Source organism: Streptomyces achromogenes subsp. achromogenes (assembly GCF_000720835.1).
Classification (GTDB): domain Bacteria; phylum Actinomycetota; class Actinomycetes; order Streptomycetales; family Streptomycetaceae; genus Streptomyces; species Streptomyces achromogenes.
In genome coordinates this window covers 1-22,676 of the sequence record NZ_JODT01000035.1, presented here as the reverse complement: position 1 = coordinate 22,676, position 22,676 = coordinate 1, and the positions used below count along the sequence as shown (strand labels likewise).

Genomic DNA, 22,676 nt, shown 5'->3' with positions numbered 1-22,676 from the left:
CGCCCTGCCCGCAACCCGGTTGCACCCGGACGCGCGGGGCCGCTTCTGGGAGACTCCCGCCATGGGGACTGTGTACGCGCTGTTCGTGGGGATCGACGACTATCCCGCTCCCCAGCGGGGACTGAGGGGCGCCGTCAACGACGTGGAAGCGGCGGCCGCTCTGCTCGGGGCGCTGGCACGGGAACCGTTCGAGCCCCGCCTGCTGAGGAACGGCGAAGCCACCACCGACGGTGTGGTCACCGCCCTCCGCGATCACCTCGGGGCCGCCGGCCCCGGTGACACGGCGCTGTTCTGGTTCTCCGGTCACGGCACCGACTTCGAAGCCGTCCTGCCTCTGCACCGGCGCACCGAGGCCACCGGCCGCTACCAGGCGCTGGTCTGCGCCGACAGCCCGCGCGAGGGCGGCCGGCCGCTCGTCGACAAGGAGCTGGGCGGACTGCTGGAGGAGGTCGCCGCGCGGGGCGCTCACGTGGCGGCCGTCCTGGACTGCTGCTTCTCGGGCGGCGCGACCCGTGCATCCGTTCCGGCGGGAGTGATCGCGCGCTACGCCCCACCCGCGACCTGGTGGCAGGCGCCTGCCGCACAGCGGGGACTGACCGGGGCTGCCGGCACGTCCACGGCCCGCCATGTGCTGCTCGCCGCCGGCCGGCTCGACGAGCTGTCCTACGAAAGGGACTTCGACGGCGTCCCGCACGGAGTGTTCACGCACGCTCTGCTGGCGGCGGTGCGGGCGGCCGGACCGGGCGCGACCTACCGCGATGTCCTGGCCGCCGCTCACTGCGCGGTCCAGACCGAGCGCGCCGACCAGCACCCGGTCCTGTTCCCGCCCGCCCCCGGGGGCCCCGCCGACCGGCCCTTCCTCGGCGGAACGGTGGCCCGTACCCGCGCCCCGCACCTGCTGCGCCACGGGCCGCACGGCTGGGAGGTCGACTGCGGCCGCGTGCACGGGCTGTCCGCCCACGACCCCGACGGCACCGAGTTCACCGTCACCGCACCCGGAGCCTCACCACGCGTCGTACGAGTGCGGGCCGTGCACGCCGACCGTGCCGAGGTGGGCCCCGTCGGCCCGGAGCCCGACCGGCGGCGGGCCCATCCGGTGGCGCTGTCGGCGCTCGCCCTGCCGCCCACCCGCGTCCGTATCGAGACACCGGACGGCTCCGCCGCGGCCCGCGCGGCGGCCGCACTGCTCCGGGAGGTCATCGCATCGTCGGGTCCCGGGGGCGGTCCGGCACCCCTGCTCCGGCTGACCGACGACCCGGCTTCGGCTGCGGGCCACCTGCTGCGCGTCGTCGTGTCCCCGGACCGGGACGGGGGCCTGAAGGCCGGTGTCGTGCGGCGCGACGGCTCGGCGGCCGTACCGCCGCTGCCGCTCGACGGGCGCGAGGACGCCCGCCGTGTCGCCGACTGCCTGCACCACCTCACACGCTGGCACCAGCTGTTCACCCTGGACAACCCGTCGTCACCGCTGAAGGACCTGGTCCGCGTCGAGATCCTCCCCTGGACCTACGACGGGCCCTGGAGCTCCGACCGGCCAGGCCCCCTCCTCCCGGACGGCAGCGGGGAGATCGTCTGCCGCTACGGCCACGCGCCGACCGGCCGCCCGCGGGAACCCTGGCTGTCCATCCGCCTCCACAACCGCTCGGCGACCCGGACCCTGTGGTGCGTCCTGCTGAACCTCACCGACAGCCACGCCGCCCACACGGACCTGTACCCGGGCCACTTCATCGGCCCCGGCCGTACCGGTTTCGCGCTGGACGACCGGCCGGTGGCACTGTCCGTGCCCGCGCACCGGGCCCGCCCCGGAGCAGAGGTGCGGGACTGGCTCAAACTCATCGTCTCGGAGGGCGAGTTGAACACCTCCCCCTTCCACCTGCCGCCCTGGAACCTGGACGCCTCCGGCGATCGCGGTGCCCACCGGCCCGGCGCGCACACCGTTCTGCGTCTCACGCCGCCCGGCCGGGGCGACCGCGACCTGGGGGAGGCCCGCCCGCAGGCACCGGGCCAGTGGACGACACGTACGATCCCGCTGCGCACGGTCATCCCGGACGGCAACCGGCCGGAACAGCAAGCCGGTTCGCCCTTTTGACCGCCGGATCAAGGCGCGAGGCGCGCGTGGTAGGGCGCGAGGACGGTGTTCAGCCAGTCCTCGCCGTCCGGAGTGCCGAAGTCGACGGCCGGCTCGCACTCGGTCACCGTGTCCGTCGCGCACCGGTCACCGAACAGGATCACGACCCGGTCGGCGGGTTCCCGCTTGGACGGCCAGACGAAGCCCTGCGCCCACGGCTCGGTCCGGTCGCGGATCCAGTGCCCCCAGTTCCGCGTCCACGGGTACTCGGCGGCCTCGGCCTGCACCAGCCAGGAGTCCTGCCCCACCGCCGCGAGGTCGGCGCCCGACATCAGCGACACCACCGTGACGTCGGTGGCCAGGCGCAGGAACGTGCAGCGTTTGCGGGCGATGCCGGTGCGCGGCAGCAGCCGGGGCCCGCCGTCCGCGGCGAACGGCACCGATCGCAGCAGCGACTCGCAGACCGCTGCCGCGGGCGCGAGCCCCGCGTACAGATAGGTGTAGGGCCGGTCCTCCGTCGCGTCGAAGCGCCCGCCGCCGTAGAGCCGGCCGGCCGGGACGGGGTTGAACGCGGCACCGGCGAGGGCTGAAGCGTGCACCCGGAACAGCGAGGTGCCCTCGGGCAGCGTCACCTTCGTGGGCGTGCCGGGCAGCGCGGCGGGCGGGGGTACGTTCGGCACCGTCACTCCCCGTCCAGCAACGTCCGTGCCGCGGACACGAGTTCCGCGTCCCGGTCCGCTCCCAGCAGCGCGGCCGGCTCGGTGCGCAGCCAGGCGTTGGCCGACAGCCACCAGTCGGCCGCTCCCCACGGGTCCCGGCCCGCCTCCAGCAGCGCGTTTACCTCCAGCACCACCCGCCACGGCAGCGCACCGTCGCGGAACTGGAACCGCGGCAGCACCGCACGCCCCCCGGTCCCCGGCAGCCGGATCAGGTCCGGAGCCGTCGGATCCCCGCCCCGAAGGCGGACGTCCGCGTCGTCCAGTACCGGATGCGCGAGCAGCCGCTCGCGGACCGGACCGAGCACGGGACCCACCATGGGGCTGCCGTCGACCAGCAGTACGGCGAGGTCCGTGGCGCGGAAACCGTGGACGGTGACCTCTCGCGCGCTCTGCGAGTACCGGGCGCCTTCACCGACACCCAGCCTCCCGGCCTCCTCCGGCGGCAGGCAGCCGAGGACCAGCCGCGCGGCGGTCTCGGCGTGGCCGCGGCGCTCGCCTTCACCGCCCGCCGCGCGCAGCCCCTCCAGGGCCGCCGCCAACCGCGCGCCGGGCTCGGCCGCAAGACGCGTCAGATACGGCCCCAGCCGCTCCCACGCGGCCGCCACAGCGGCCAGTACCTGGAACGGATTCACCGGCTCCTCGCCCCTTCCCCCGGCTCCACGGGCGCGCCCACACACCGTACCAGGGCCGACCGTACCGCCGACCACGCCGACGCACAGCCCAACAGACGGGAAAGTAGGGCGAGTTGCTCGGAAACACAAAGGTGGGCTGCCGGAAGAGTCCACTCTCGGCAGCCCACCGGACCCCAAGCCCTGGCAACAGCGGGTTTTCGGGTTGTTCGTTGTTATGGTGCGGTTGTCACCGTCGGGGCGCACGCGGTGCGGGCCCATTCCTTGTACGGTTCCACGCGGTCGGTGAGTACCGCGTCCACACCGGCGGCCTTCGCCTTCTCCCACGCCGGCGGCCAGTTCGCCGTCCAGGTGTAGACCTTCAGCCCGGCGGAGTGCCAGTCACGGACGGCACTGGGGGTGACGAGGAAGCGGGAGACGTTCAGCGAGGTCCCGTACCGGGCCGCTTGGTTGCCGGTGATCCGGGTCTTCTCGTGGGTGAGCGCGGTGTGCAGTTGGGGCGCGGCCCGGTGTACGGCGTCGACCGCGTCCGCGTTGAAGCTGTGCACGATGACGTAGGGGGCTGCGCCGGTCGCGCGGATGACGGACAGCAGCGAATCCAGCTGTGCGGGAGTCGGTGTCGGCTTCAGCTCGACCATCGCGGTGAGGCGGCGTGCGGTCGTGAAGCTCAGTGCCTCCGTGAGGGTCGGCACGGGTTCGCCTCTCTTGGTGTGCAGGGCGCGGACCTGAGAGGCGGTCATCGCGGTGATGGGTCCGTGCCCGGTGGTGGTGCGGTCGACAGTCGGGTCGTGAGAGAGGACCGGCACGCCGTCCCGGGTCCACCACACATCGAATTCCACGCCGCTCACCCCGGCGTCGGCGGCGTCCCGTAATCCCCGCAGCGTGTTCTCGTCCTCGGGAGTGCCGCGATGGCCGATCACCTGGGGCACTGTGCACCGGGACGCGGCAGCGGCGGCGGTGGTGTCCGCGGCTGCCGCGGTGTCCTCCGCCCAAGGCGGAGAACAGGCGGTCATCACAGTGACAGCGGATGCCACAAGGGTCGCTAATCGAACTAATCTTCGCTTCGTCACCGGCCAACGGTAGCCCGCGTCCGGCTGTGTTGACAGGGAAGTGGTTCGAATCACCGGCGCGCAAGCTGCGTTACGGGATCGATGCCTTTTGCCGGAGCCGGCCCGACCGCGAAGCCGGCCTGCCGTTGCTCTGTGTGCTGATCTTCGTGGTGACCGGGGTCGCGCCGCCGGCGCCGCCAGGGCTCGGGCGCGGTGACCCGCCGGTCATGGGGTGGTCGTTCATTAAACAGCCTTGTTTCATTGGTCTTGACCAATGCGGGGGCCTCTTGGCATGCTGTCGATGGCCGAAACCGATCATGTGTTCCCTTCCTGTACGACGCTCTCCCGGATGCGTGCCGCATTCCGGTTCCAGAAGGTCACGCACCCGTCTCGCGATCCGAGAACGCGTCAGTCCTGATCGAAGAACATCTGCAAGTCCTGCAAGGCGCCATTGCGACTGTAAATGTCACATCTCGCATTGGTGTATTGCCTCCGTGCCGTCCGCACGGAGGTCACCGCCTGTCTCAGGCACATCCCGTGGGCTGTCAGACAACAGGAGGCTGGTGCCGACGTGCAAGGAAACCTGACCGTACGCAAACCCGTACCGGAAGCCGACCTGTGGGACCGGGTGGCGCTGCCGTCGGCGCCCCCCGACCCACCCGCCGGGCCCGTTACCGCGCCCGGACTGCGCCGCGCCCTGTCCTTGCTCGAGGAAGGCGTGCTGACCAGCAAAGCCAACCGCTCCTGCGGTTCGTACGCGGCGCGGGCGGTGCCGTCGGCCGGCGCCCTGTACCCCTACGAGTTCGCCGTCCTCACCGGCGAGGACGGCGTGCCGACGGCGTTCCGGGTCGACGCCGACCGGCGCACCTGCGCCCGGGTGGCCGCCGGGGCGGCCGTCACCGCCGCACTCGACGCGTCCGGTCTGGCCGTCCCGGAAGGCGGCGGCGCCCTGGTTGTCACGCTCACCCGCCCTTGGCTTTCCATGCGCAAATATGGCGACCGGGGATATCTTTACACCCAGCTCGACGCGGGTCACGCGGCCGGGAACCTCGTACTGGCCGCGGCCGGCCGTGGCGCGGCGGGGGCGCTACGGCTGCGCTTCCCGAGGGAATCCCTCTCGGAATTGCTGGAGGCGAGCGAGAACTGCCGGGAGATTCACTCGGTGACCCTGCTGCCGGCCGGTCCGGCCGACGACTCCTGGACCCGGTGGACCGTACACGACGACACCGACCGGGAACGGCGCGGACCCACCTGGCGGTCATGGCTGGAAAGCACCTGCTGGGACTCCCTCGCCGGGTGGACCGGGCACTCCGAGGTCCCGGCCCTCCACACGGTGGCCGCGCCGCTCGCGCGCGTCCGCACGGACGGACGACTGCCCGCCGCGGACAGCGGCCTGGGCGAGGCGTCCGCGTGGTCCGAACTGATCGGAACGCGCGCCTCCAGCAAGGCGTTCACCGGCGCCCCCGTCCCCGCCGCCGCCGTCTGGCAAGCGGTCTCGGCCCTGACGACACCGCTGGAGACCGACCTGCCCGCCGCCACAGCGCTGTCCGCCACGCTCGTGCTGCGGTCGGCCGTGGAACCCGGACACGACGCGGTGTACCGGCTGGACACCGGCGAGCGGCGGCCGGGACGGCTGCCGTCCACCGACGAGGTGGCCCGAGCCTGCATGCAGCAGCGCGCCCTCGCCGGGGCCGCCGCCATCCTGCTGCTGCACGTGCCGCGCACCTCGCTCGCCGGGGCCGGCTCCGCCGCCGGCGCCGAGAACCTGCGCGAGCTCGCCTTCCGCTGCGGCGCCCTGGGCCAACTGCTCTACCTGGGCGCGCACCGCGCGCGGGTCGGCGTGACCGCCATCGGCGGTTTCGACACACCGCTGTGGCGAACGCTGGCGGGGCTTCCGGACGACGACGAGATCCTGTACGCCCTGCTGATCGGCCGCCCGGACGACTCGGGCATCAAGTTCGACCGGCTTGCCATGGCGCACGCCCAGAACGAGCGGTGACCCCGATGCGCGCCGTCCTTCCCGACGTACTCACCGACGTCCTCGCCCGCCACGGCGACCGGGTCGCGGTCACCGACGCCGACGGTCTCCTCGGCTACGCCGACCTGGCCGTCCGGGCCCATGCCGCGGCGGACCGGCTCGCCCGGTACGACGTGCGCGGCGAGCCGCCCCGGGTGGGTCTGTACGCGACCAACTCCGTCGAATACGTGGTCGCCTACCTGGCCACGCTGTTCGCGGGCGCGGTTCCCTTCCTGGCCGACTCGGCGTTCGGCCCGTTCGAACTCTCCCGGATCGCCGAGGACTGCGGGCTGGATCTGCTGATCCACGCCCCGAGCGCCGACGTCCGGGACATCGTGAGCGAAAGCCTCACGGACGACGGCGAGTTCGGTTACCTCACGGTCAGCCGGGTGCGCCGGTACGAAACCCCGCGTCCGCGGCTGCTGGACGACACCGAGGTGTGCCGCTTCACGTCCGGCTCCACCGGCAGGCCCAACTGCATCGAGTTCTCCGGCACGGCCGTGTCCGCGGCGGCCGCCAACTGGGTGAAGGGCACCGGTCTCACGGCCGAGGACCGGATCGCCTGCTTCGCGGCGCTCTCCAACGGCCTGGCGTTCAACACCTCGTTGCTGGCGGCCTTTCTGCAAGGTGCCTCACTGCACCTGTCCCACGGTCTGCCCACCGCCTCCCGGGTCGTACGGCTCCTGGAGAGCACGGCCGCCACCCGGCTGGTGGCGTTCCCGGCGCTGTACGACTCGATCGTGCGGCGGGCCCCCGAGGAGGGCTTCGCCACCGTACGCACCGCGATCTCCTCCGGTGCCCCGCTGCGCGACTCGGTGCGCGAGGAGTTCACCCGGCTCACCGGCGTACCGATCCACAACTACTACGGCGTCGCCGAGACCGGGCCGCTGACGTACGCCGCCGACGCGACCGGCAGCGGGCTCGGCACGCCCCTGCCCGGTGTGCACCTGCTCGCCGAGGAGCACGGCATCCGGGTCAAGAGCGAGTCGATGGGCTCGCGTTACCTCAACGCGCCCGGCCTGTTCGAGCAGCGTCTCGACGACCAGGGCTACTACCACACAGGTGACCAGGGCCGGCTGCTCGACGGCGCGCTCCACCTGACCGGGCGCACCAGCCGGATGGTCAACGTGGGCGGGCGCAAGATCGACCCGATCGAGATCGCCGACGTGCTGCGCGAGGCCCCCGGTGTCCTGGACGCGGTCGCCTTCGAGGCCGACAACCAGCACGGCGAACCGGCCCTGGCCGCCGTCGTCGCCGCGGAACCGGGCGTGACCGCGCAGTCCCTGCGCGCGCACTGCGCGGCGACCCTCCCGTCGTTCAAGGTGCCCGGCATCCTGCGCCTGGTGGACCGGATACCGGCGAACTCGATCGGCAAGCCGTCCGTCGAGCGCCTGCGCCGCCTGCTCGACACCCCAGACAGCCACTGAACCTCCCCTCGACCCACAGGACTTGCCCATGGACAGCAGCGCGCTCCGCACCAAGATCATCGATCTCGTCATCGCGGCCGGTGACGGCAGCGTCACCGCCGCCGACCTCGCCGCCGCCGGCTACTCCCTGCGCGACGTCGGGTACACCTCGCTCTCCTACATGCGCCTGATCGACAGCATCGAGAACGAGGTCGGGGTCTACCTGGACCCGGAGGCCGCCATCGAGCACTATGAGACCATCGACTCCGTCACGGCCCTGGTGCTCGCCGGCGGCGCGGGCGCCGATGCCTGAGACACCCGCGGCGGGCGGCCGCACGATCGGGATCGTCGGCCTGGGGCGGCTCGGCTCGGCCGTGCGCGCGGTCTGCCGGGCGGACGGCACCCGGGTCTGCCTCACCGCCTCCCGCCGTACCGGCTGGTCCGCCGAGGCGGTCCCCGACGTGCTGATCGACGCGAGCGCCCCCGAGGCGCACCCGGACGTCCTCGACTACTGCGCGGGACACCGGGTATCGCTCGTCGCCTGCGTCTCCAATCTGTCGGACACCCAGTGGAAGGCGCTGGCGGAACTGGCCGCAACGGTGCCGGTGGTCCGGGCGACCAACCTCTCCTTCGGCCACTACCTCCAGGCACGCATCGCCGAGTTCACCGCCGCCTACGCCACGGGCCGGTTCGACCCGGTGACCACCGTCCGCGAACGGCACCCGCTCGGCAAGGCACACCGGCCCAGCGCCACCGCGCTCGCGCTCGCCGGGACCTGGGCCGCGGCGAGTGGCCGGGAGGTGGCCGACATCGCCGACGAACGGTCCGGACTGCCCGTCAGCGAACACGAGCTGACCCACACCTGGGACGGCGAGTCGCTGCACGTGCGGCACCACGTCGGCAGCTGGACGGTGCCGGCCCGGGGCGCGCTGGCCGCCGCCGACTGGGCCCGCGCCGCCGCTCCCGGCCTGGTCACCATGCGGACCGTCTACGACGACCTGACAGCTAGGAACAGGACATGACCACCGAGGAACCGCAGCCGCTCAACCCGGCAGAACGCCGGATCGTGCTCCAGGTGGCGCTCGGCGCCCGGATGCTCTCCCTCGACGGGCACGACGACTTCAACCAGGGCCAGATCTCCGCCCGGATACCCGGCCGGGACGAGTTCTTCATCAAGGGCGCCCTGGTCGGCTTCGACGAGGCCGCGCCGGCGGACGTGGTCCGCTGCGCCGTGGACCACACCCGCCCCGCCCCGCCGCAGGCGCCGCCGGAACTCCCCCTCCACCAGGCCATCTACCGGGCCAGGCCGGATGTCAACGGCATCGTCCACAGCCACGCGCCGTACACCCTGCTGTTCGGCGCCACCGATCTGGAGATGCGCCCGGTCTCGCACGACGGCGCCTACTTCCGCGACCGGCTCGGCCTGTTCACCGAGACGAGCAACACCGTCCTGGACATCGCGACCGGTGAGCACATCGCCAAGGACCTCGGCGAGCACCCGGCCGTGCTGCTGCGCAACCACGGCGGAGTGATCGTCGGCAAGAGCGTGCGGCACGCCGCCGTCTTCGCCCAGGTGCTGGAGCGGGCCTGCCGCCTCCAGCTCACCGCCGAGAGCACCGGCGTGCCGTACGTCTGGTCCACCGACCGGGACGTGGCCGCCAAGCAGGACTTCGTCTACGCCGACCTCTCCGTCCGCTCGTACTGGGACTACGCCGTCCGCCGGGTCGGCCGGCACTGGCCGGAGACCGCCGGCTGGGACCGCGGCTGACCGCACGCCCGAACGGCCCGCCGGGGGACGGCCGGGCCGCCGCCGAACGGGCGCCGGTCCGGCGCGCCCGGGCGCTGTCCGGCCGCCCCCGCACCGCGCTGCGCGCCGCCCCCGCGTGACCCGGCCCGCCCCCGGCTCCCGCCCACCCATACCCGACACGCACGGAGGACTTCCGATGAAGGTCCAGCGCATCCTGCCCACCGAGGAGGCGGCCGATCTGCTCGGCCTGGTCCGGGACATCGCTGCCGGCGAACTCGCGCCCCGCGTGGCCGAGTTCGAGGAATCCCACACCTTCCCCCGGGAGATCGTGCGCACCCTGGGCAAGGCCGGGCTGCTGAGCCTGCCGTACCCCGAGGAGTACGGCGGCGGCGGACAGCCGTACGAGGTCTACCTGCAGGCGCTGGAGGAGATCGCCTACCACTGGTTCGGGGTCGCCGAAGCGGTCAACGTGCACAACCTCGCCTGCTTCGGCACCGCCGCCTACGGCACCCGGGCCCAGCGCGAGGAGCTGCTGCCCGGCATGCTCGGCGGCGAACTCCTGGGCGCCTACTGCCTGTCCGAGCCGGAGGCCGGGTCGGACGCCGCCGCGCTCACCACCCGGGCGGTACGGGAGGACGACGGCTACCGGATCAGCGGGACCAAGGCGTGGGTCACCCACGCCGGACACGCGGACTTCTACACCGTGTTCACCCGCACCGGGGGACCGGGCGCCCGGGGCCTGTCCTGCCTGGTCGTGCCCGGTGGTACGCCCGGCATGGTGGTGCACGAGCCGGAACGGAAACTCGGCGTGTGGTCCAACCCGACCGCCCAGATAGGCTTCGACGGCGTCCGGGTGCCGGCCGGGCGGCTGATCGGCCGCGAAGGCAAGGGCTTCCTGATCGCGATGGGCGCACTGGACTGCGGCCGGCTCGGCATCGCGGCCTGCGCGGTCGGCATCGCCCAGGCCGCCGCCGACTACGCCGTGCGGTACGCCAAGGAACGCCGCCAGTTCGGGCAGCGGATCCTCTCCTTCCAGGGCATCGGCTTCCTGCTCGCCGACATGGCCACCCAGATCGCCGCGGCCCGGGCACTCACCCTGGCGGCCGCCCGGCTCAAGGACGCCGGCCGGCCGTACTCGCTGGAGGCCGCGAAGGCGAAGCTGTTCGCCACCGACGTGGCGATGAAGGTGACCACCGACGCGGTGCAGGTCCTCGGCGGCGCCGGCTACGTCCGCGACCACCCGGTGGAGCGATGGATGCGCGAAGCCAAGCTGCTGCAGATCGTCGAAGGCACCAACCAGATCCAGCGCATGGTCATCTCACAGGGCCTGTAGCCGTCCGGGCACACCCACCTTTTGTCAGCAGCGCCGAACGAGGCAACCCGAAAGGACGGTTCGGAACACGATGACCACGGTCGAGGAGCGGATCCTCACACTGGACTCCGCCAGATCCGGCACCGGCCCCGCCACCTGGGGCCAGCGGGCGATCTGGGGCGTCGTCACCCGGCTCGGTGACGACGCCCCCCGCTACAACCTGCGGCTGGACCTGCCGCTCGACCCGCCCCGCCCCGCCTCCCGCGTCCTCGCGGACCTGACGGAGCTGCTGCGGATGCACGACAGCCTGCACACCCGTCTCCTGCCGGACGGCGAGGACGGGCTGCTCCAAGTCGTGGACGGGAGCGGCGAACTGCCCGTGGCGGTCCGCACCTGCGCCGCCGCGAAGGCCCCGGCGGTCGGCGAAGCCCTCCTGGACGAGCTGGCGGGCCGGTCCTTCGATCACGCGCGCCAGTGGCCGTTCAGGGTCGGCCTCGTGGAGTGCGAAGGGCTGGTGCACCGGCTGGTGCTGGCGGCCTCGCACACCGCGATGGACCTGTGGGGCGAGGGCCGGATGCTGCGCGACCTGCGGCTGATCGAGGCGGGCGAGACCGCCGAGTCGCTGCTCGCGGCCCGGCCCGCCCTCCAGCCGCTGCAGGCCGCCGAGTTCCAGGCGTCCCCGCTCGGCCGCCGCCGCGACGAGGCGGCCCGGCGCTACTGGTGCGAGCGGCTGGCCGCCGGCCCCCGGCGGATCTTCACCGCCCCCGCGGCACCGGACCTCGCGGACACCGACCCGGGCCGGCTCTTCCCCAACGCGCTGCTGCGCTCGCCCGCGCTCGCGGTCGCCGTCGAACGGGTCGCCGCCGGGTGGGGCGCGAGCGACGCGGCGGTGCTGCTGGGCGCCGCCTCCCACCAGCTGGCCAGGATGTCCGGGAGCGACGACATCCTGTTCCAGGTGGTGGTGAGCAACCGCTTCCAGCCGGCCGCCGCCGAGTCGGTCAGCACGATGGCGCAGGAAGCGGTGTTCCTGCTCCCGGACGCCGGGCGGGACTTCGAGGACGCGGTACGGCGGACGCGGTCCGTCTCGTTCAGCGCGTTCCGGCACGCCGGATACGACAAGTGGGCGCTGGACCGCGAGGTGGCGCGGCTCGTCGAGCGGGGGGCGGCCGCCGACCACTCGTGCTGGTGGAACGACACCCGGGACCCGGGCACCGGCCCCTTCGACACCACCGGACGCCCACGGGCCGCGCTGACCGAGCTGACCGGCCGCACCGAGCTGAGCTGGCCCACGGAGTTCCTGCCCCGGGCGAACGTCTCCGTGGCGGTGGACGTGCTGACCGCCCCCGGCGCCCTGGAGCTGTGCATGACCGCCGACCCGGCCGTCCTCACCCGCGACGGCATGGAGACCTTCCTGCGCGGGGTCGAGCGGCTGGTCGTCACCGAGGCGATGGCGCTGGGGGAGGCGTGAGCAAGCGGTACGCGGGCATCGCCTGGACGGGCACGGGCTACCGGGTCGAGGTCATCGACGGCGCGGGCCGCCGGGTCACCGGACCGAGCGGCTGGGGCGCCGCCCAGGTCGCCGAACTCATCGCCTGGCTACGGGAACTGGGCCGGGAACAGCCGCTGGCCGTGGTGATCGACAGCACCAACGGCCTGCTCGACGGGCCCATGACGGCGGCCGGCCTGGAGGTCTACCGTGCCGATCCCTGGCTGCTGCCGCCCCGACCGCGGTTCGGCTCCGTCCCGGCCCGCCGGCTGGCCGAGCAGGCCCGCAGCACCCCGGGCGAGCTGGCCCGGGTGACCGCCGAGAGCGGCACCCTGTCCGGCCGCGCCGACGAGTACTTCGAGGGCGTACGGCGCAGCGAACCGCTCCAGGCGGCGCTGACGGCGGCCGGGCGCTGCCTGGCGCACGGCAGCCGTGACACGCCCCGGATCGCGCTCACCTTCGACGACGGCCCCGACCCGGTGCGGACCCGCCGGATCCTGGAGATCCTGGACCGCTACGACGTCCGGGCCACCTTCTTCTGCGTCGGCCACCATGTCGCGGCGCTGCCCGACGAGGTGCGCCGGATCGCCGAGGCCGGCCACGAAATCGGGAACCACTCCTGGTCGCACCCCTTCCTGCCCGACCTGACCGCGGAGCAACTGCGCGAACAGCTCGACCGGACGGCGGAGGCGGTGGCCCGGGTGACCGGCGAGGCGCCGACCCGGTTCCGGCCGCCGTACGGCGCGCTGAGCCCGGAGGTGCTGGCCGCGCTCGACGGGCACCCGACCACCCTCACCCTGTGGGACGTGGACTCCCGCGACTGGGCGAGACCGGGACCGGAGCGGATCGCCGCGACCGTCCTGGAGGCCGCCGGACCGGGCTCGGTGGTGCTGATGCACGAGAGCGGCGGCGACCGGCGCCAGACCGTACAGGCCCTCCCGTCGATCATCGAGGGCCTGCTCGCACGCGGCCTGGAACCGGTCCCCGTGGCAGAACTGCCCACGCCGCCCGGCCCCGGCAAAAGCCGGCCGCTCGACCAAGCAGAACACGATCTACGGCTGGAGCACTGAAGACCCATGAAGGATCGCTCGGCAGACCACACCCCGGCGGTGACGGCCCCACACGACCAGGACCCGGGCGCCGGGCCGCCGCCGGCCGGGGAACCGGCGATCTGGTCCCGCAACTTCCAGTACTACTTCACCGCCCGCAGCGCCGGCCTGCTCGGCTGGGCCATGCTGCCGGTCGCGGTCTCGGCCGGACTGCTCAGCTCCGGGTACGGCCTGAGCACCGCGGGCTACTCGATGGCCTTCCTGGTCGGCCCGTTCGCCGGGCTGGTGCTCTTCGGCGGGGTGCTCGCCGACCGGTTCACCGCCCGCCGGATGATGATCGCCTCCGACCTGGCCAACCTCACCACCCATGTGCTGCTCGCCTTCCTGTTCCTGCACGGCATCGACCACCTCTGGCACCTGTACGGCCTGCTGATGGTGGCCGGCACCGCCAACGCGATGTTCCAGCCGGGCGCCTCCTCGACCGTCCCGCTGGTGGCCCGGGACGTGCAGGGTGCCAACGGTGTGCTGCGCATCTCCGAGGCGCTCACCGCGCTCGGCGGCCCGGCGTTGGCCGGCGTGCTGGTCGGCACCGCCGCCACCGGCTGGGTCATGGTGATCTCCGCCGTCGCCTACGGCACCAGCGCGGGCTGCCTGTTCGCGCTGCGGCTCGGCGTGGTGCCCGCGCCGCCGGCCGGCGAGAGCCTGTGGCGCAACCTGGTGGCCGGCTGGTACGAGTTCCGCTCCCGGAGCTGGCTGTGGGGCGTGATCGTGATCTGGATGTTCTTCGCCGTGCTCTCCTGGGGACCGCAGCTGTCGGTCGCCGCCGGGGTGATCGTGCCCGCGCACGGCGCCACCGCCTTCGGCCTGCTCAACTGCGCGTTCGGGGCGGGCACCGTGGCCGGCGGGGTGCTGGCGCTGCGCTACAAGCCTGTCCGTCCGCTCGCCGCCGGGGCGGTGGCGATGCTGGCGTATCCGCTCTACCCGCTCGGCATCGTGCTCGGCTGGCCGGTGTGGCTGCTCGCCGTCGCCCAGGTCGTGGTCGGGATCGGCATCACCTTCTGGGGCGTCATGTGGGCCACCAGCGTGCAGACCCAGGTGCCGGGCGAGGTGCTCAACCGCGTCCACGCCTACGAGGTCGCGGGTTCCGTCGGCATGTTCCCGGTCGGCAGCGCGCTGGCCGGTCCGGCCGCCGGAGCCTTCGGCACCGACCGGGTGCTGCAAGTGGGCATCGTGGTCGCCCTGCTCACCGCCGCCGCGCTGCTGCTGACCCGCCCGATCCGCACCCTGGCCCGGATACCGGACCGCGCCTGAACGGCCCGGCACGAGTTCCCCGGAGGCGGAGCGGGGAGCGGCTCGCCGGCTCCCCCCCCGCCGCTCCCCGCCCGTCGTCCCGGGGTACCACGACGATGAGCTGCCGGAACCGGCGGTCGAGTCCGACTGGGCGCATGGTCTGCCGGGCGGGGGGCGGTCCTGCCTGTTGGGGTGGCCGCGACACCCCGGTGGGCTACCGCCCGAGCGCCTCGGTCGCCGCGGCGAGGACCGCCTCTACCGTGATGCCGTTGCGTTTCAGCAGATGCGTCTGACCGCCGGTGCCGGCGGCGAACCGGTCGCCGACACCGATGCGGCGGACCGGGACCGGCAGGCCCAGCTCGGCGATCGTCTCGGCCACCGTCGAACCGAGGCCGCCGCTGACCCAGTGCTCCTCCACGGTCACCACGGCCCGGCTGGCCCGGGCCGCGGCCACCAGGGCCCTGGTGTCAAGCGGCTTGATGGTGTGCAGGTTCAGCACCGTCGTGGCCACGCCCGCCGCGTCCAGCGCCGACGCCGCCTCCAGGGCCAGGTGGACGGGGTAGGGGCCGGTGGCCACTATGGTGAGGACGTCCCCCTCGCGCAGGCGCTGGGCCTTGCCCAGTTCCACCGGCGGGGCGTCGGACGGCAGGTCCGGGGTGGCGTCGCGGCCGAGCCGGATGTACACCGGGCCGGGCAGTTCCTGGGCCTGGCGCAGCAGCTCCGCGGTGGTGGTGGCGTCCGTCGGCACCACCACCGTCAGGTTCGGCAGCAGCCGGGTGACGGCCAGGTCCTCCAGTGCGTGGTGCGTGGCGCCGAGATGCCCGGCCGACAGCCCGCCGTGCGTGGCGGCGATGCGCACCGGCAGGTCGTTGAGCGCGATGTCCAGCTTCAGCTGCTCCAGGGCCCGCGTGGTCGCGAACGTCGCCATCGTGTTGACGTACGGCGTCCGGCCCGAGCGCGCCAGGCCGGCCGCGGCACCCATCAGGTTCTGCTCGGCGATGCCCAGGTTGACGTAGCGCTCGGCACCCTTGCCGAAGTCGACGCCGTTGAACAGGCCCGTGTCGCTGTCGAGGCAGACGACCCGCTCGTCCGCGTTGAGGAACTCCACCAGGAGGTCGCGGTACACCTCGCGGCTGGAGGGGACCGGTGCCTCGGCCGACTGCGGGTCCGCGGGTGCGGTGACGGGGCCGGTCATGCCTGGGCCGCCTTCCTGTACTGGGCGCGGAGGGTGGACAGCGCCCGCTTCTTCGGACGCTCGGTGAGCCGGGCGAAGTGACTGCGGGTCTGGCCCTCGATGTAGGGCAGTCCGCGCCCCTTGACGGTGTGGGCGATCACGACGGTCGGACGGTCCGCGTCGGCGGGGATCGCGTCGAACGCGGCGCGCAGCGCGTCGATGTCGTGACCGTCCACCTCACGCACCGTCCAGCCGAAGCTGCGCCAGCGGTCGGCCAGCGGCTCCAGGCCGACGGCGTCCTCGGTGGGACCGGTGATCTGGAGGGTGTTGCGGTCCACTACGGCGACGAGCCCGCCGAGGCCGAGGGAGCCGGCCGCCATGGCAGCCTCCCACACCGACCCCTCCTGGAGCTCGCCGTCCCCGAGCACCACGAAGCAGCGGCGGTCGCTGTTGTCGAAGCGCGCGGCCAGCGCGAAACCGACGCCTTGGGGCAGCCCGTGCCCCAGCGACCCCGTCGGCATCTCCACGCCGGGCACCGCGGGGTTGGGGTGCGCCGAAAAGGGGCTGTCGGGCTGCCCGTAGGCGGCCAGCTCCTCCTCGGGGAAGAAGCCGCGCTCGGCGAGCACCGCGTACAGCCCGATCGCCCCGTGCCCCTTGCTGAGCAGCAGGATGTCACGGCCGGGGGCGTCGGGCGCCCGCGGGTCGACGCGCAGCGTGGACCGGTAGAGCGTCACCAGGATCTCGACCAGGGACATGGAGCCACCGAGGTGCCCGCCGCCCGCCGAACCACACATCTCCACGATGAGTTCGCGCACCCTGAGGGTGTGCTCCGCGGGCGGGCCGCCGTGCCAGGCACCGGCCGCCGGTGCGGTGCCGGTCAGTTCAGTCATCGTTGTCCCCGGTGGTGGGCTTCGGTCGGATCGGACGCTGCGGGCCGCAGTGTGTCGCTCAGCTCATGGAGCGCGTCGGTCAGCACCTTGATGGCGCTGAGGTAGTCGCTCAGGACGATGTGCTCCTGGTCGGAGTGGTCGAGCTTGCTGTCTCCCGGGCCGTAGGTGGCCATGGGGATGCGCCAGCCCTCGGCCAGGGTGTTCATGTCGGACGTCGCCGTCTTCACCTTCGCCCCGGGACGGACTCCCTGACGGCGGATGGCGGCGGACAGGGCCCGCACCACCGGATCCGTACGGCCGACCCGGACGGCGCGGACGGCGTTGACGAGGTCGAGGCGGCCCTGGGGCAGCCGCTCGGACAGGCGCGAGACCAGCCCGTCGTGGTCGAAGCCGGGCGGGACGCGGACACTCATCTCGACGCGTGCGGACGTCAGGTCGCCGGTGATCGACTCCAGGGTCGGACCGGGCCGGTCGAACGAGCCGTGCCCCGCGTCGGGCCCGAGCAGGTCCAGCAGCTGAGCCCAGCAGGCGGCGGCCAGTTCGGACGCCTTCGGATCGGGGTTGCTGCCGTGCGTGGCGGGGACCTCCACCTCGTAGACGAGGTCGAGCTTGCCCTTGTAGCCGAGCACGGCCGTGTCCCAGCCGCTCGGTTCGCCGATGACCAGCGCGTCCGGCTGCCGGTGGGTGCGGCCGATGTGGGCCGCGCCACGGGAGAGCACGGTCTCCTCCTCCACCGCGCCGACCACGACGATCCGGCCGCGGAAGCGGTCGGCCGCCGCGGCGGCGCAGATCATGGCGGCCAGCGGCCCCTTGGCGTCCACCGCCCCCCGCCCGTACAGCAGCCCGTCGCGGGCCTGCACCGGCACCTCGCCGGAGACCGTGTCCATGTGGCCCAGCAGCATCACCGTGGGACCGTCAACGGCCCGGGTACCGCCGCGCACGATCTCGCCGACGGCGTTGCCCGCCTCGTCGACCCGGGCGTCGAAGCCGAGCTCCCGCATGCTCCGCACGAGGAGCTCGGCGAGCGGTCTCTCCTCGTACGACAGCGACGGGATCTCCAGCATGCGGCGCAGCAGGCCCACCGCGAACGACTCGTTGGGCCGTGGCGGCAGGGCCGTACACACGGAGAGCTGGGTCATGCGCGGGCCTCCTCGGGCAGCAGGGTCACCTCGGTGGCGTGACCGGCCAGTGCCGCGCGCACCGGGTCCGGCCGCCGTCCGTCGGCGACGAGCACCCGGCGGGCCCCGCCGAGCAGCGCCTCGCGGGCCGCGATGAGTTTCAGCCCCATGCCGCCGCCGGTGAACGGCGGTGGACCGGAGCGGGGTACCGCGCACACCGGAAGGACGGAGTCCTCGTCCGCCGGGTCCGCGAGCACGCCGGGAGCGCCGGTGAGCAGCACCAGAGTGCGGGCCCCCAGGGCGCCGGCGACGGCGGCGGCCGCACGGTCGGCGTCGGCGTTGACGGGCCGGCCGTCCTCGGCGAGCGCGGGCGGCGAGACGACCGGGACCGCGCCGGACGACAGCAGCGTGCCGAGCAGTCCGGTGTTCACGGAGGTCACCCGTCCGCTGTGGTCGTCGCGCACCAGCACCCGGCGGCCGTCCACCAGGGCGCGGTGGACGCCCTTGCGCTTCGCCCGCAGCAGTCCGCCGTCCAGGCCGGTCAGCCCGACGGCCGGGACCCCGGCCGCGACGAGCGCGCCGACCAGGCGCGGCTTGGCCAGTCCGGCCAGCGCCAGGTGGACCACCTCCAGTGTGGCCGCGTCGGTGTGCCGTGCGGACACGCCGTCGGGGGAGACCAACCTGCGCATCGGCACGCCGAGCCGCCCCGCGAGGGCGTCGATGTCGGCGGAGCCGCCATGCACCAGCACCACCCGTTCGCCGTCGCCCACCATGCCGGCGACGTCGGAACAGACGGCCAGGGGGTCGACCGCGGCGTTGCCGCCGCACTTGACCACCGTGATGTCCTGCATCTGTGCCCTTTCGGTCTTCGTCGTGCCGCCCTGCCCGATGCCTAGTTCGGGTGCAGACCGGTGAACTCCAGGCCGAGCCGTTCCGGCCAGCCGTGCCGGACGTTGAGGCACTGCACCGCGTTGCCGGAACCGCCCTTGACGAGGTTGTCCAGGGCCCCCACGACCAGTGCCGTGCGTGACTCCTCATCGATGTCGAAGCCGACGTCGCAGTAGTTGGAACCGGAGAGGATCTTCGGTTCGGGCAGCCGGTACAGGCCGCGCTTCTGCGCCACCACGCGCACGAACGGCTCGTCGGCGTACGCCTCGCGATAGGCCCGGCGCACCGCGCGCTCGTCGGCGCCGTCGGTGAGGGAGACCCGGCACAGCACCTGTACGCCGCGTACGGCCTCCACCCCGGTGGCGGTCATCCGCACCGGCAGCCCGGTGGCCTGGGTGATCTCCGCCTGGTGCCGGTGGCTGTTGGGGGCGAAGATCCGCATGGCGCCGCTGCGCTCGGCGTGCAGGTTGGCGGAACCGGCCGACACTCCCGAACCGCTCGATCCGGTACGGGCGTCCACCTGGACCTCCCCGTGGATCAGCCCGGCTTCGGACAGCGGACGCAGCGCCAGCACGCCGGCCGTCGCCATGCAGCCCGGCACCGAGATGCGGTCGCTGCCCCGGATCTCCTTGCGGTGCCACTCGGGGAGCCCGGTGGCGAAGCCGGGGATCAGTTCCGGCGCGGTGTGCGGCACGCCGTAGTGGCGTTCGTACACCCGCGGGTCGCGCAGCCGGAAGTCGCCGGACAGGTCGATGACCTGATCGGCCAGCGACAGGTACTCCGGCATCCGCCCCATCGTCTCCTTGTGCGGGGTGGCCAGGAACAGCACGTCGTACTGGTCCTTGGCCGCCGCGAGACGGCCGGGGTCGAGGAAGGTCAGGTCGGTCGTGCCGCGCAGGTTGGGGTGCGGGCCGTCCACCCGCTTGCCCGCGTGCCGACTCGACGTCGCGACGGTGACCGTCACCCGGGGGTGCCCCAGCAGGAGCCTTAGAAGTTCGCCGCCGATGTACCCGGAGGCACCGACGACCGCTACTCGAAGCATGATTGGGCCCTTGTCATCAGGAACTCTGCGATGCGGTCGGCCACGTCGACGCGGTCGCCCACGGCGCGCTGGAAGCCCGAGAACTCCACGCCGTCGTTGACCTCCAGCACCAGGGGCCGGCCGTCCGCGTCCTCGATCAGATCGACCCCGGCGATGTCCGCGCCGACCGCCTCGGCCGCGGCGAGGGCGAGCTTGACGATGTCCGCGGACGGCTCGAACGCCTCCGTGGTCGCACCGCGCGCCACATTGGTGCGCCACTGCTCACCGCGGCGGTGCACGGTGCCCAGCAGTTCTCCGCCGACGACGATCGCGCGGATGTCACGGTCGGGCTTGGCGATCATCTCCTGCGCGTACACGATGTGCGACTGCGGAGAGGGCAACGCGGCGATGTACTCCATGACGGTCTCGGCGGTACGCCGGTCGGGGACCGGCGTCACCAGCCGGCCCCACGAGCCGACGAGCGGCTTGACCACCGCCGGATAGCCGATGGCCTCCAGCGCCTCCAGCGCCGCTTCGGGGGTGAGGCCGAGCGCGGTGCGCGGAGTGGGCAGGCCGGCCGCGCGCAGCGCCACCGAGGTCTGCCATTTGTCGCCGCACACGTCGGTGGCCGCCGCGGAGTTGACCACGACGTGACCGGCCGCTTCCAGGGCGCGGGCGGCGTACAGCGCACGGGCGTGCCCGATCTCCCGGTTGAGCACCAGACGTCGTTCCCGTGCGTCCTGGTGCAGCGGGGACCACGCCGTTCGGCTGTCCAGGTACTCGTAGCGCATGCCCCGCCGTTCGAACGCGTCGAGAAGGCGCTTCTCATCGGCTCTCACCCGGGACGCGAGCAGGAGGAAGGAGGCCGCAGGCGTGGCCGGGTTCACTCGCCCCAGTCCTCCTCGACCTCCGGCGCGATGGCCAGTTCGACCGGGTCGACCGAGATGATCTCCAGTTCGGTGGCGCACTCGCCGCACTCCACGATCTCGTTCACGCGGGGGTTCTCCTCCAGAGCGACAGAACCCTCGCACCCCGGACAATTCGGCATTGTTCTCTTCCCATCGGTTTCCGTGGATTCCTGGGCGGGATTGCGCCAGGACGCGAGCCGTAACGCTAGGCGGGCACGGGCCGGTGGTGCATCCACTGCGCTGATGAATCGGTCCTGGCCCGCCGGTGGACATGACGCTGAGCCGGGCCAACGGATGTCGAAGCGCGTTGACGTCTTCTCAACGGCACGCTGACAAAGGCGTCTCAATTTGCGATTGCATGGCGGTCCGGGGCTCGTCCGCCATTGCTATCGGGGGGTTGGCTGTGGCTATGGTGAACCGCTCTTAGGCAATCGGCCACATCCCGGATGAGGAGAGTCAGATGAGCCAGGTGCACCTCCCGCGTATTCTCGCGTTGTGGAGCGCGCCACGCTGCCGTTCCACCGCGTTCTTCCGGATGATGGCGGAGCGCGGGGATTTCCAGCTCCTGCACGAACCCTTCTCCTACCTGGCGGAGTTCGGCTCGGTGGAAGTGGCGGGAGAGCGGATCGGCTCCGAGCCGGACCTGCTCGCGGCGATCCGCCGCCTGGCCGCCGAACAGCCGTTGTTCTTCAAGGACACCACCGACGAGCGCTATCCAGGAGTGCTCGCGGACACCGGCTTCCTGAGGGAGGCGCGGCACACGTTCATCGTGCGCGATCCCGTGGAGACGATTGCGTCGTACTACGCCATCAATCCCGAGGTGAAGATCCACCAGATCGGGTTCGAGGCACAGTACGAACTGTTCCAGCGGGTCTGGGAAATCACCGGGGAACGTCCCGTGGTGGTGGACGCCGGCGATCTCGTGGCCGCGCCGGAGCAGACCGTGAAGGCGTATTGCGACGCGCTGTCCCTTCCCTATGTCGCCGAAGCGCTGAGCTGGAACGAGGGCAGCCGCGGCGAGTGGGCGCCGAGCGAGAAGTGGCACAAGGACGTCAGCAACAGCCGCGGCTTCGAGGCGAAGTCCGGCGGCGACCGGGTCGACGTGCGCAACCATCCGGTACTCGCCTCCTACCTGGAGCACCATCTCCCCTTCTACCGGGAGCTGAGCTCGCACCGGCTGGGCGCCTGACCAAGTCCTCCCAGCCGACCGCAGAGGGGTTTGAGAAGGAAATGACAGACATACGGTGCACCTGTCGGACACCGCGGAACGCCGGCGCCACGATCTGGCTGACCGGGCTCCCGAGTGCGGGGAAGACGACGATCGCGAGAGCGCTGGCCGACCGGCTGCGCGCGGAGGGACACCGCGCCGAGGTGCTGGACGGGGACGAGATCCGCCGGTTCCTGTCCGCGGGCCTCGGCTTCTCGCGGGCGGACCGTGACGCGAACGTGCAGCGCATCGGCCTGGTCGCGGAGGTACTCGCCCGTAACGGCGTGAAGGCGGTGGTGCCGGTGATCGCCCCCTACGCGGACAGCCGCGGCGCCGTGCGGGAACGGCACGCGGCGTCCGGCACGGACTACGTGGAGGTCCATGTGGCGGCGCCGGTGGAGGTGTGCAGAGAGCGGGACGTGAAGGGCCTGTACGCCCGCCAGGCGGCCGGCGCGATCAGCGGGCTGACCGGTGTGGACGACCCCTACGAGGTACCCGACGCACCGGACCTGCGGGTCGATTCCCACACTCAGACCGTGCGCGAATCGGCGGATGCCGTGTACGCGGCACTGGCGGAGCGGGGGCTGGTGTGAGCGACTTCACCCTGTCGCATCTGGACGCGCTGGAGTCCGAGGCGGTGCACATCTTCCGCGAGGTGGCGGGCGAGTTCGAGAACCCGGTGATCCTGTTCTCCGGCGGCA

22 protein-coding genes are annotated in these 22,676 nt (G+C 72.8%); 12 read left to right on the top strand and 10 right to left on the bottom strand.

Features of this window, described 5'->3' with window-relative positions; genetic code table 11:
* Positions 1-61: 61 nt before the first annotated feature.
* Positions 62-2,086 (top strand): caspase family protein, encoded by a 2,025-nt coding sequence (locus IH25_RS0129975; RefSeq protein ID WP_051754216.1) that lies wholly within the window; start codon positions 62-64, stop codon positions 2,084-2,086.
* 8 nt (positions 2,087-2,094) lie between these two features.
* Here the strand turns inward: IH25_RS0129975 and IH25_RS0129970 are convergent, their stop codons facing one another.
* The 3 genes from IH25_RS0129970 to IH25_RS38700 form a co-directional block, all read right to left on the bottom strand.
* Complete coding sequence (locus IH25_RS0129970; RefSeq protein WP_051754214.1) at positions 2,095-2,745, bottom strand: RES family NAD+ phosphorylase; 651 nt, start codon at positions 2,743-2,745, stop codon at positions 2,095-2,097.
* 2 nt (positions 2,746-2,747) lie between these two features.
* The gene (locus IH25_RS0129965) at positions 2,748-3,416 is read right to left on the bottom strand and encodes a hypothetical protein (protein ID WP_030617593.1); all 669 of its coding nucleotides are present in this window, start codon (positions 3,414-3,416) and stop codon (positions 2,748-2,750) included.
* 212 nt (positions 3,417-3,628) lie between these two features.
* The gene (locus tag IH25_RS38700; RefSeq protein ID WP_157847041.1) at positions 3,629-4,333 is read right to left on the bottom strand and encodes a glycerophosphodiester phosphodiesterase; all 705 of its coding nucleotides are present in this window, start codon (positions 4,331-4,333) and stop codon (positions 3,629-3,631) included.
* A 700-nt stretch (positions 4,334-5,033) separates the two neighbouring features.
* On the opposite strand from IH25_RS38700, the gene IH25_RS0129955 reads away from it, so the two are divergent.
* The 9 genes from IH25_RS0129955 to IH25_RS0129915 all read left to right on the top strand — a co-directional run bounded on the left by IH25_RS0129955 (position 5,034) and on the right by IH25_RS0129915 (position 14,790).
* Positions 5,034-6,461 (top strand): nitroreductase family protein, encoded by a 1,428-nt coding sequence (locus IH25_RS0129955; RefSeq protein WP_030617588.1) that lies wholly within the window; start codon positions 5,034-5,036, stop codon positions 6,459-6,461.
* 5 nt (positions 6,462-6,466) lie between these two features.
* Positions 6,467-7,906, top strand: coding sequence for a class I adenylate-forming enzyme family protein (locus IH25_RS0129950; protein WP_030617585.1), 1,440 nt, complete (start codon positions 6,467-6,469; stop codon positions 7,904-7,906).
* Positions 7,907-7,934: 28 nt separating this feature from the next.
* Positions 7,935-8,198, top strand: coding sequence for a phosphopantetheine-binding protein (locus IH25_RS0129945; protein WP_030617584.1), 264 nt, complete (start codon positions 7,935-7,937; stop codon positions 8,196-8,198).
* Entirely contained in the window at positions 8,191-8,907 is a 717-nt protein-coding gene (locus IH25_RS0129940; protein WP_030617581.1) for a dihydrodipicolinate reductase C-terminal domain-containing protein, read from the top strand. Before IH25_RS0129945 ends, IH25_RS0129940 begins: the two co-directional genes overlap by 8 nt.
* Positions 8,904-9,653: a class II aldolase/adducin family protein gene (locus IH25_RS0129935; RefSeq protein ID WP_030617578.1), complete on the top strand. Its 750-nt coding sequence runs from the start codon at positions 8,904-8,906 to the stop codon at positions 9,651-9,653. The genes IH25_RS0129940 and IH25_RS0129935 overlap by 4 nt, the downstream gene beginning before the upstream one ends.
* 175 nt (positions 9,654-9,828) lie before the next feature.
* A complete protein-coding gene (locus IH25_RS0129930; protein ID WP_030617575.1) occupies positions 9,829-10,965 on the top strand; it encodes an acyl-CoA dehydrogenase family protein in 1,137 nt (378 codons plus the stop codon).
* Between the two features lie 70 nt (positions 10,966-11,035).
* Entirely contained in the window at positions 11,036-12,412 is a 1,377-nt protein-coding gene (locus IH25_RS0129925) for a condensation domain-containing protein (protein ID WP_030617572.1), read from the top strand.
* Positions 12,409-13,500, top strand: a complete 1,092-nt coding sequence (locus IH25_RS0129920; protein ID WP_051754210.1) for a polysaccharide deacetylase family protein — start codon at positions 12,409-12,411, stop codon at positions 13,498-13,500. The genes IH25_RS0129925 and IH25_RS0129920 overlap by 4 nt, the downstream gene beginning before the upstream one ends.
* Before the next feature lie 6 nt (positions 13,501-13,506).
* Entirely contained in the window at positions 13,507-14,790 is a 1,284-nt protein-coding gene (locus IH25_RS0129915; protein WP_030617565.1) for an MFS transporter, read from the top strand.
* A gap of 193 nt (positions 14,791-14,983) precedes the next feature.
* On the opposite strand, the gene IH25_RS0129910 is transcribed toward IH25_RS0129915, so the two are convergent.
* Genes IH25_RS0129910 through IH25_RS0129880 form a run of 7 tightly spaced genes read right to left on the bottom strand, consistent with a single transcriptional unit; the run spans position 14,984 to position 20,908 of the window.
* A complete protein-coding gene (locus IH25_RS0129910) occupies positions 14,984-15,964 on the bottom strand; it encodes a transketolase family protein (RefSeq protein WP_030617562.1) in 981 nt (326 codons plus the stop codon).
* Positions 15,961-16,833 (bottom strand): transketolase, encoded by an 873-nt coding sequence (locus IH25_RS0129905; RefSeq protein WP_078844490.1) that lies wholly within the window; start codon positions 16,831-16,833, stop codon positions 15,961-15,963. The genes IH25_RS0129910 and IH25_RS0129905 overlap by 4 nt, the downstream gene beginning before the upstream one ends.
* A complete protein-coding gene (locus IH25_RS0129900) occupies positions 16,830-17,972 on the bottom strand; it encodes a M20/M25/M40 family metallo-hydrolase (protein WP_051754208.1) in 1,143 nt (380 codons plus the stop codon). The genes IH25_RS0129905 and IH25_RS0129900 overlap by 4 nt, the downstream gene beginning before the upstream one ends.
* Entirely contained in the window at positions 17,969-18,802 is an 834-nt protein-coding gene (locus IH25_RS0129895; RefSeq protein ID WP_030617556.1) for a [LysW]-aminoadipate kinase, read from the bottom strand. Before IH25_RS0129895 ends, IH25_RS0129900 begins: the two co-directional genes overlap by 4 nt.
* A 41-nt stretch (positions 18,803-18,843) precedes the next feature.
* Complete coding sequence (gene argC / locus IH25_RS0129890; RefSeq protein WP_030617554.1) at positions 18,844-19,881, bottom strand: N-acetyl-gamma-glutamyl-phosphate reductase; 1,038 nt, start codon at positions 19,879-19,881, stop codon at positions 18,844-18,846.
* Positions 19,869-20,747 carry a RimK family alpha-L-glutamate ligase gene (locus IH25_RS0129885; RefSeq protein WP_030617551.1) on the bottom strand — a complete coding sequence of 293 codons (879 nt, stop codon included), beginning with the start codon at positions 20,745-20,747 and terminating at the stop codon, positions 19,869-19,871. Before IH25_RS0129885 ends, argC begins: the two co-directional genes overlap by 13 nt.
* Positions 20,744-20,908 carry a lysine biosynthesis protein LysW gene (locus IH25_RS0129880; RefSeq protein WP_030617547.1) on the bottom strand — a complete coding sequence of 55 codons (165 nt, stop codon included), beginning with the start codon at positions 20,906-20,908 and terminating at the stop codon, positions 20,744-20,746. The genes IH25_RS0129885 and IH25_RS0129880 overlap by 4 nt, the downstream gene beginning before the upstream one ends.
* Before the next feature lie 320 nt (positions 20,909-21,228).
* Here IH25_RS0129880 and IH25_RS0129875 point away from each other — a divergent pair, with 320 nt between their 5' ends.
* Complete coding sequence (locus tag IH25_RS0129875; RefSeq protein ID WP_030617543.1) at positions 21,229-21,957, top strand: sulfotransferase-like domain-containing protein; 729 nt, start codon at positions 21,229-21,231, stop codon at positions 21,955-21,957.
* A 41-nt stretch (positions 21,958-21,998) separates the two neighbouring features.
* The gene (gene cysC / locus IH25_RS0129870; RefSeq protein ID WP_051754206.1) at positions 21,999-22,568 is read left to right on the top strand and encodes an adenylyl-sulfate kinase; all 570 of its coding nucleotides are present in this window, start codon (positions 21,999-22,001) and stop codon (positions 22,566-22,568) included.
* Positions 22,569-22,676 lie beyond the last annotated feature (108 nt).